This window comes from Saccharothrix sabaoui (genome assembly GCF_051756985.1).
In the GTDB taxonomy this organism is placed as follows: domain Bacteria; phylum Actinomycetota; class Actinomycetes; order Mycobacteriales; family Pseudonocardiaceae; genus Actinosynnema.
In genome coordinates, this window is the sequence record NZ_JBPKJK010000263.1 from 1 (window position 1) to 7856 (window position 7856).

A 7856-nucleotide genomic window follows, 5' to 3' on the forward strand; every position below is an offset into this window, starting at 1 on the left:
CGGCGACCGCCGCGTAGTAGTCCCGCGCGTTGGGCGCGAGGTTGATGGAGTGCCCGTAGCCCGGCAGCACGTAGGTCCGCAGCGGCGCCCGGAAGTACGGCGCCTCCGCGGCGTGGACCGACGAGGCCGACGAGCAGTCCGTGGCGAGCAGCCCGCACACCGCCGCGTCCCGCGCGCCCACGGCGGACAGCACCGGCACGTTGATCAGCAGGCTGTACGGCAGCAGCACGGCCACGCCGAGCCCGTCCGCGGCCTCGGCCGGGGAGAAGACGTCCTTCGTCCTCTCCTCCACCGACATGACGTCCGACACGAGCGGGCCGGGCGCGTGGAAGCTGTCGTAGCGGCTGCCGGGGGCGGTGGTCAGGTAGCCGAGCGGGTGCAGCAGGCCGAACTTCGGGTCGAGGTTGGCGGGTCGGAAGTTCGCGAACGCCGCCGCGACACCGGCCGGGTTGACCGCGTGCGTCATGCCGGTGAGCAGCACGCCGTCCACGTCCTGGTAGGTGCCCGCCTCGACGACGCTGATCGCCGCGCCGAGCGAGTGACCGCCGATGACCACCCGTCCGAACCGGGGGCCGTACGCGCCGGACCGCAGACCTTGCACGACCTGGTGCACGGCGTCGGCCTGGGTGAACGCGGTGAGCGTGGCGGCGAGCGGTTTGGAGCTGCGGCCGGTGCCGAGCCGGTCGACGGCGAACGTGGCGAACCCGGCGGCGTTCTGCGCGGCGCGGAACGAGTGCCTGCCGTCGGGGAAGTCCCAGTAGGAGCTGTTGTAGGTGGCGCCGGGGATCAGCACCTGGACGGTGGTGGCGCCACCGGCCGGCGTGCACAGCGTGCCGTGCAGCACCTCGCGCTGGGCGAGGACGGTCACCGGTGCGTCGACGGGGCGGCACGCGGGACCGGCTTCGGCGGAGGCCGACGTCAGCGACGACGCCACCACGAGCGCGACCAGACCGGCGGCGAGTGAGTACCGCAAGGAGGACTACCTCCAGTTCATCGGGGACGGGACAGGACGGTCATCGGCAGCCGGTTGGGGTACAGCAGGCCGATCACCCTGGGGCGCACGGGTTTCCCCGGCACGGGTGCGAGCCGCCAGCGGGCGGCGAGGGTGGCGGTCGCGATCGCGACCTCCAGGTGCGCGAACGCGTGCCCCGGGCAGTGGTGCAGGCCGCCGGCGAACGGCACGTACGCGCCCTTGGGCAGGGCGTCGGCGCGCTCGGGCAGCCAGCGGTCGGGGTCGAAGCGCTCCGGGTCTGCGTGGTAGCGCGGGTCGTGGTGCAGGGCGTGCGGGCTGAGGCCGACCTCGGTGCCCGCGGGCAGGTCGACGCCGCCCAGCGAGACGGCGGTGTTGGTGCGGCGCAGCGTCAGCCACAGCGGGTAGGCGCGCAGCACCTCGGTGACGACGCGGCGCAGGTGCGGCATGCGCGCGACGTCGTCGGCGGTGGCGACGGGCCGTCCGGCCAGCACCTCGTCCACCTCGGCGTGCACCCGCCGCTCGACGTCGGGGTTCCGGGCGAGTTCGTGGAACAGCCAGGACAGGGTGATCCCGGTGGTCTCCGTGCCCGCGGTGAGCAGGGTGACCACCTCGTCGCGGACCTGCCGGCGGCTCATCGGCTCGCCGGTGACCCCGTCGCGCGCGGACAGCAGCGCCGAGAGCAGGTCCTGCCGCTCGCCGCGCGCGGAGTCGACCACGTCGTCCACGACGCGGTGCACGTGGGCGAGGGCCTCGTCGAACCGGCGGTTGGCGGGGACGGGCAGCCGCTCCAGCACGGCCGGGGACAGGGCGCGCGCCACGCCGAGCCGGATCAGGACGGGGACGTGCGCGCGCACCTCGGCGGCGACCCCGGGACCGAATTCCCGGGAGAACAGCGTGCGGCCCACCACGGAGATCGCGAAATCCTGCATCACCTCGTCGAGGGCGACGACCTGTCCAGGTCGCCAGGAATTCGCCAGGTCGGACGCCAATTCGCCCATCATCCCCGAATACACCCGCAGCGGTCCGCGATGGAACGCGGGTTGGATCATCCGACGTTGTCTCCGGTAGAATTCACCATTGGTGCTGACCAGGCCATCACCGAACACACCGCGCAGTTTGTCGACGAAGACGCCCTTGTCGAACCGGTCCGTCTCGGCGGTGAGCACCTGGTGCGCCAACTCGGCCGTGGTCACGAAGTAGACGGGGAGTTTTCCCAGGTAGACCCGCACGACGGGACCACGTGATCGCAGTTTCGCGGTGAACGCCAGGCGTTGTCCCAGCAGGGCCGCGGTGTGCCCGAGCAGGGGTAACCGCCCCGGAGCCGCGGGGGGCTCGCGTTTTCCGCCGGATTTCGCGTCCGCCGTCATCGGCGCACCGCTCCTCGACTCGACGCACCGGTTCCGGCCGGTGGTGGACGGCGTGCACTCTATGCGCCGTTCGGACGTCGGCGGCATCACGCGTTAGAGTTAACTTGATGGATCGGCTGGTGCCTGACAGCCACACGGGGTTGGATATCGTCGTCCAGTTCCGACCCCCGAGCGTGACATTGCCGGAGAACAGATGAACGACCTGGACTGGGTCCCCGAGGGTGTGGACACCACCGTGCCGAGCATCGCGCGGACCTACGACTACCTGCTGGGCGGTGCCCACAACCTGGCGGTGGACCGGGCGATGGCGGAGAGGGTGGTCGCCGCCCTGCCCGGCGCGCGCGACCTGGTCCGGCTGAACCGGGCGTTCCTGCGCCGCGCGGTCGCCCACCTCGTCGAGAGCGGCGTGCGCCAGTTCCTCGACATCGGCTCGGGCATCCCGACCGTGGGCAACGTCCACGAGGTCGCGCGGGCGCTCTGCCCGGACGCCCGGGTCGTCTACGTCGACAAGGACCCGGTGGCCGTCGCGCACAGCCGCCTGCTGCTCGCCGACGACGACCGGACCGCGGCCGTGCAGGCCGACCTGCGCGAGCCCGACGACCTGCTGGGCAGGCCCGAGGTCACCGGGCTGCTGGACCTCGACGAGCCGGTCGGCCTGCTGATGCTGCTGGTCGTGCACTTCCTGACCCCCGACGAGCGGCCCGCGCGGCTGCTCGCCCGCTACCGCGACCGGCTGCCCGCCGGCAGCTACCAGGTGATCTCGCACGCGACGGCCGACGACCGGGCCGAGACCATGCGCCGCGCGGCGGACCAGGTGCGCCGCAGCAGGGCCGAGGACAACCTGGTCTACCGCACCCACGAGGAGGTGTCGGAGTTGTTCGACGGCTACGACCTGGTCGAGCCCGGTGTCGTCGGCTGCGCCCTGTGGCGCCCGGCGGGCGTCGGGGACATCGCCGACCGGGCCGAGGACAACACCCAGGTGTGGGTGGGCGTCGGGCGCAAGCCGGCGTCGCCGGACGCGAGCCGGTGACCGGGGCAGCCGGGATGACCGCTCCACTCCCCCTGGACGCGGACGGGCTGCGCGCCCGGACGAGGCTCGCCAAGAAGTGGGCCTACCTGCTCGGTTCCCGGACGTTCGTCCCGATGACCGCCGTCGAGCTCGAACGGCACCTGCTCGGCCTGGTGGAGCGGCTGTGCGCGGGTGTCGCGACCGAGGCGCTGGCGGGCCGCGCGGGCCGCGAGGTGGGCGCCGGGCTGGTCGGCCTGAACTGCACCACCGCGGACGCGCTCCAGGTGTCGATGGAGGCCGTGGCCAAGGGCCTGCTCGGCATGGCCTCGCTCGCCCCGGCCGACCGGATCGCGGAGCGCGTCGCGAACGTGACCGCCGCGCTGGCCGCCGGCTTCGCGGACCGGGTCAGGACGAGCACGCTGGAGCAGCAGGAGCAGCTCGGCCGCTCGATGTACCGGGCGATGCGGCAGTCGCAGGCCGAGCTGGAGGTGCTGCGCGCCAAGCAGGACATCGTGGAGGAGCACACCTCCACCGGTCTCGCGGTCGCCGACCACGAGGGCGTGCTGGTGGAGGCCAACGCCGCGCTGGCGCGGATCGTGGACCGCCCGCCCGCGGAGCTGGTGGGCCTCGGGCTGGTCGACCTCGCGCACCCCGACGGGCGGGTGGCCCTGCGCGCCGACCTGGCCGAGCTGGTGGAGGGCAACACGGAGGCCATCACGCAGCCGCACCAGCTGCTGCGCGGCGACGGCGAACCGGCGTGGGTGGTGCTCACGCTCGCGCCGCTGCGCCAGGCGGACGGCTCGCGGCGGGTCGTGGTGCTCGCCGAGGACGCCACCGACGTGAACCTGCTCCAGGGCCAGCTCAACAACCAGGCGCTGCACGACGTGCTGACCAGGCTGCCCAACCGGCAGTTCTTCACCAGCAGGCTGGAGCAGGCGCTGCGGACCGCCGACCCGAGCTACGGCGTGAGCGTCTACCACCTCGACCTCGACGGCTTCTCCCGCATCACGGGCGGGTTGGGCCGCCGGGTCGGCGACCACGTGCTCAAGGTCGTCGCCGGCCGGTTGCAGGACCTGGTGGCCGGGGAGAACGCGATGGTGGCGCGGTTCGGGCACGACGAGTTCGCGATCCTGGTGGAGAACACGGCGAGCACGCCGGACGTGGTGAGCACCGTCCGGCGCGTCAACGACCTGCTGTCCGCGCCGTTCACCTCGGGGGGCAACCGGGTCGCGGTGTCGGCGACGATCGGCGTCGTGCACCGCCCGCCGCGCGACTCGTCGCCGCTGGACCTGCTCGACTCGGCGGACCTGACGCTGCGCCGCGCCCGGGAGAGCGGGCGGCGGCAGTGGGAGCTGGCCGACCCGGCGCAGGACGGCCGCGACCGGCGCACGTTCAGCCTGGCCGCGACGATGCCGGGCGCGTGGGAGCACGGCGAGCTGGAGCTGCTCTACCGACCGGTGGTGCGCCTGGCCGACGGCGAGGTCGAGTCCGCCGACGTGCTGCTGCGGTGGGACCACCCGAGGCTGGGCGAGGTGCCGCACGAGCAGTGCCTGGCACTGGCCGACGACACCGGCCTGATCGTGCCGCTGGGCGCGTGGGTGCTGCGCGAGGCGTGCGGGCAGGCCCGGGCGTGGCGCGAGGAGCTGGGCCGGGACGTGCCGGTGCGCTGGGCGCTGACGGCGGGCCAGGCCGCGGACTCCGACCTGGTGGGCGTGGTGCGCGAGGCGCTGGCCGACACCGCGCTCGCGCCGTCGTCGCTGCGGCTCGGCGCGCCCGCGGAGGCGTTGTTCGGCGGTCGCGGCGAGGCGGCGGACAACCTGGAGGTCCTCGCCGAGGGCGGGGTGGGCGTCGAGGTGGAGGACTTCACCGCCGCGCCCGGCGACCTGGTGCGGGTGGTCGAGGGGCTGTCGGTGCGCGCGGTGCGGGTGCCGCAGTCCGCCGCCGCCGAACCGGCGTCGGCGGTGTCCCGCGCGCTGGCGGGGGTGCTGGGGGTGGTGCGCGACGCCGGCCTCGGCCTGACCGCGACCGGCGTCACGACACCCGAACAGGCCCGGTGGTGGCGGGAGGTGGGTGCGGACACCGCGTCCGGTCCCCTGTTCTCCCCCGCCGGTCCACCGGACGCGATCACCCGATAGCGCAAGTCAAGGCAGGCGCTGTCGGGGAACCCGTGGCCAGGAAGCCGAAGGTGGTGCTCTCCCCCGGCTTCACGGCGGCGTTCCAGGCCAGGTTGGTGGCCGTGGCGGTGGTGCCGCTGGTGGTGATGCCCGCGCTCCACCGCGCGTCGATCCGCTGGCCCTCGCCGAGCTGCCAGGTCACCGCCCACCCGTTCGACGGGGCGTTCTCGGCGTGGCGCAGGGTGACCTCGGCGTGGTAGCCGCTGCCCCACCGGGCGACCACGCGCATGGTCGCGGTGCAGTCGCCGGGGGTGCGCTTGAAGTCGGGCAGCTCGTCGAGCGTGATCACGCCGGGGTCGTGGTAGACGCGGCGCACGAAGTCGAGCGGGTTGGTCACGCCGTCCTGGATGAACGAACCGGACCAGGTGACGAACCAGCTCCACCGGGCCTCGTAGGCGCGCACCAGCTCCGGGTCCGGGATGGACCCGACCTCGCCGAGCGCGACGAGCTTGCGGTCCCCGCCCAGCTCGACCAGCCGCTCGTAGGGGCCGATGACGGGGCCGTGGTCGCCCACCGGCGGGTAGGAGTCCACGCTCACCACGTCGACGACGTCGTCACCCGGGTACCACTCGGGCGCGACCGAGTTCCACACCCAGACCAGGTTGTGCAGGCCGTGGTGGCGCACCAGCCGGTCGTACAGGACCCGGTACAGCGCCTTGGCGGGCTCGGGTCCCTTGGCGCCCCACCAGAACCAGCCGCCCTCGGCCTCGTGCAGCGGTCGCCACAGCACCGGCACGTTCGCGTCGGCGAGGCGCTTGAGCTGCACGGCGATGGCGTCGATGTCGCGGATCAGCAGGCCGTGGTCGGTGGAGGCGGGGTCGGCGAGCGCGGCGGCCACGTCGAACGTCGTCGCGTCGGTGTAGAAGCCGCGCCACCACTCCTTGCCCGGCTGGTCGATCAGGCCGGACGGGGCGTTCCAGTGCCAGGCCAGGGTGACGATGCCGCCGCGGGCGTCGTAGGCGAGGGCTTGGTCGACGTCGCGGCCCGTCGTCCCGCGCTCGACCCGGCTGGGCGAGTAGTCCATCAGGTCGAGGCCCGCGATGGCCGGGGCCTTGCCGGTGTTCTGCTCGACCCAGTCGATGCTCGGCTGGTCCTGCTGGCCGGAGAGGGTCTTCTCGCCGTAGTTGTCGGCGAGGTAGCGCATGAGGCCCTTGGCGGCGGGGGTGGCGGCCGGGTCGGTCAGGGCGCCGGTCACCCCGTGCGGTCCGCGCGGCGCGCTGGGCGTCACCCGGATCGAGTCGATCAGGTACCAGCCCCAGTTGTTGGTGATGGTGACGGTGTTGTCGCCCTCGCTCAGCAGCACCTTGCCCGCGGCGATGCCGGTGAACGTCGGGTTCTCCGGGAACGCCACGTCGCCGAGGCCGGCGCCGTTGAGCGACAGCGACGCGGTCTTCGGGCCGTAGGGCGTGGCGTAGGAGATCGACAGGTCGTGCAGGCCGCCGGGGCTGTCCGGGACGGTGATGGTGACGTGGTCGGTCGCGGCGTCGAAGCCCGCGACGTAGCCGCGGCCGGAGAAACCCGGCACGGTGGACTCGACGACCGTGCCGGACAGCTCGCCGTCCTCGGCCTCGTGCGTGCCCGGCGCGGGCGGGGCGCTCGGCGTGAGGCTGATGGCGTCGACCAGGTACCAGCCCCACCCGGTGCCGAAGGTGACCGTGTTGTCGCCCTCGACGAGCTGGAGCTTCGCGCCGGTCGCCTCGGTGAACCCGGCGCTCTCGGCCAGCGGCACCTCGCCCACCGGGCTGCCGTTGAGCGACAGCGCGGCGTTCTTCGGGCCGTGCGGGGCGGCGTAGCGGACGGTCAGGTCGTGCAGGCCGCCCGGGCTGTCCGGCACGGTGATGGTCAGCGCGTCGGCGGGCTCGTCGAACCCGGCCACGTAGCCGGCGCCGGAGAAGCCCTCGACGGTCGACTCCACGACGGTGCCGGAGAGGGTCCCGTCCTCGGCCTCCAGCCACGGGCCGGGCGCCGCGGCGGCGGTCGCGGGCACCGCGAGCGTCGACGCCATCAGCGTGACGAGCAGCAACAACCTCACGTCGTGTGGTCCCTTCACCGTCGTTGGCAGGGGCACTGGCCGCGTCCATCGTTCTGGGAGCGCTCCCAGAAGCATAGGGTGCGCGGCCCGATAGACAAAGGGGGTCCTTCGGCGGGGGTGCTGCGCGCCGCCGCCGGCCTGCGGGCCGCAGCCGCCGACCTGGCGGGCCGCAGCCGCCGGCTGGGCGACGACGCCGAACGCACCCGCGAGGCGGTCACCGCCCGCATCCGCGACACCCTGCGCAGGCGCGACGCGCGCCACCCCGACCTCGCGGCCCACCCGCGGGGGACCGTGTCGACCG

Annotated in this window: 6 protein-coding genes; 3 read left to right on the forward strand and 3 right to left on the reverse strand. The window is 73.8% G+C overall.

Annotated features, from left to right (window positions below; translation table 11 throughout):
- Together ACR807_RS40100 and ACR807_RS40105 are read right to left on the reverse strand one after the other, a co-directional pair.
- On the reverse strand, positions 1 to 973 hold a 973-nt coding region (locus ACR807_RS40100), incomplete at its 3' end, for an alpha/beta hydrolase (protein ID WP_438926773.1).
- Positions 974 to 990: 17 nt separating this feature from the next.
- Positions 991 to 2340 carry a cytochrome P450 gene (locus ACR807_RS40105; protein WP_438926774.1) on the reverse strand — a complete coding sequence of 450 codons (1350 nt, stop codon included), beginning with the start codon at positions 2338 to 2340 and terminating at the stop codon, positions 991 to 993.
- Between the two features lie 193 nt (positions 2341 to 2533).
- On the opposite strand from ACR807_RS40105, the gene ACR807_RS40110 reads away from it, so the two are divergent.
- Positions 2534 to 3370: an SAM-dependent methyltransferase gene (locus ACR807_RS40110; protein WP_438926775.1), complete on the forward strand. Its 837-nt coding sequence runs from the start codon at positions 2534 to 2536 to the stop codon at positions 3368 to 3370.
- Between the two features lie 14 nt (positions 3371 to 3384).
- Entirely contained in the window at positions 3385 to 5484 is a 2100-nt protein-coding gene (locus ACR807_RS40115) for a putative bifunctional diguanylate cyclase/phosphodiesterase (RefSeq protein ID WP_438926776.1), read from the forward strand.
- Here ACR807_RS40115 and ACR807_RS40120 read toward each other — a convergent pair.
- Complete coding sequence (locus tag ACR807_RS40120; protein ID WP_438926777.1) at positions 5474 to 7555, reverse strand: glycosyl hydrolase; 2082 nt, start codon at positions 7553 to 7555, stop codon at positions 5474 to 5476. The two genes, ACR807_RS40115 and ACR807_RS40120, sit on opposite strands and share 11 nt — an antisense overlap.
- Before the next feature lie 78 nt (positions 7556 to 7633).
- Between ACR807_RS40120 and ACR807_RS40125 the strand changes: the two genes are divergently transcribed.
- The coding region (locus ACR807_RS40125; protein WP_438926778.1) for a hypothetical protein at positions 7634 to 7856 on the forward strand (223 nt) is incomplete at its 3' end.

Coding starts and splice junctions, on each gene's coding strand:
- ACR807_RS40110 (WP_438926775.1), top strand. CDS start 2,534: ATGAACGACCTGGACTGGGTCCCCGAGGGTGTGGACACCACCGTGCCG.
- ACR807_RS40105 (WP_438926774.1), bottom strand. CDS start 2,340: ATGACGGCGGACGCGAAATCCGGCGGAAAACGCGAGCCCCCCGCGGCT.
- ACR807_RS40115 (WP_438926776.1), top strand. CDS start 3,385: ATGACCGCTCCACTCCCCCTGGACGCGGACGGGCTGCGCGCCCGGACG.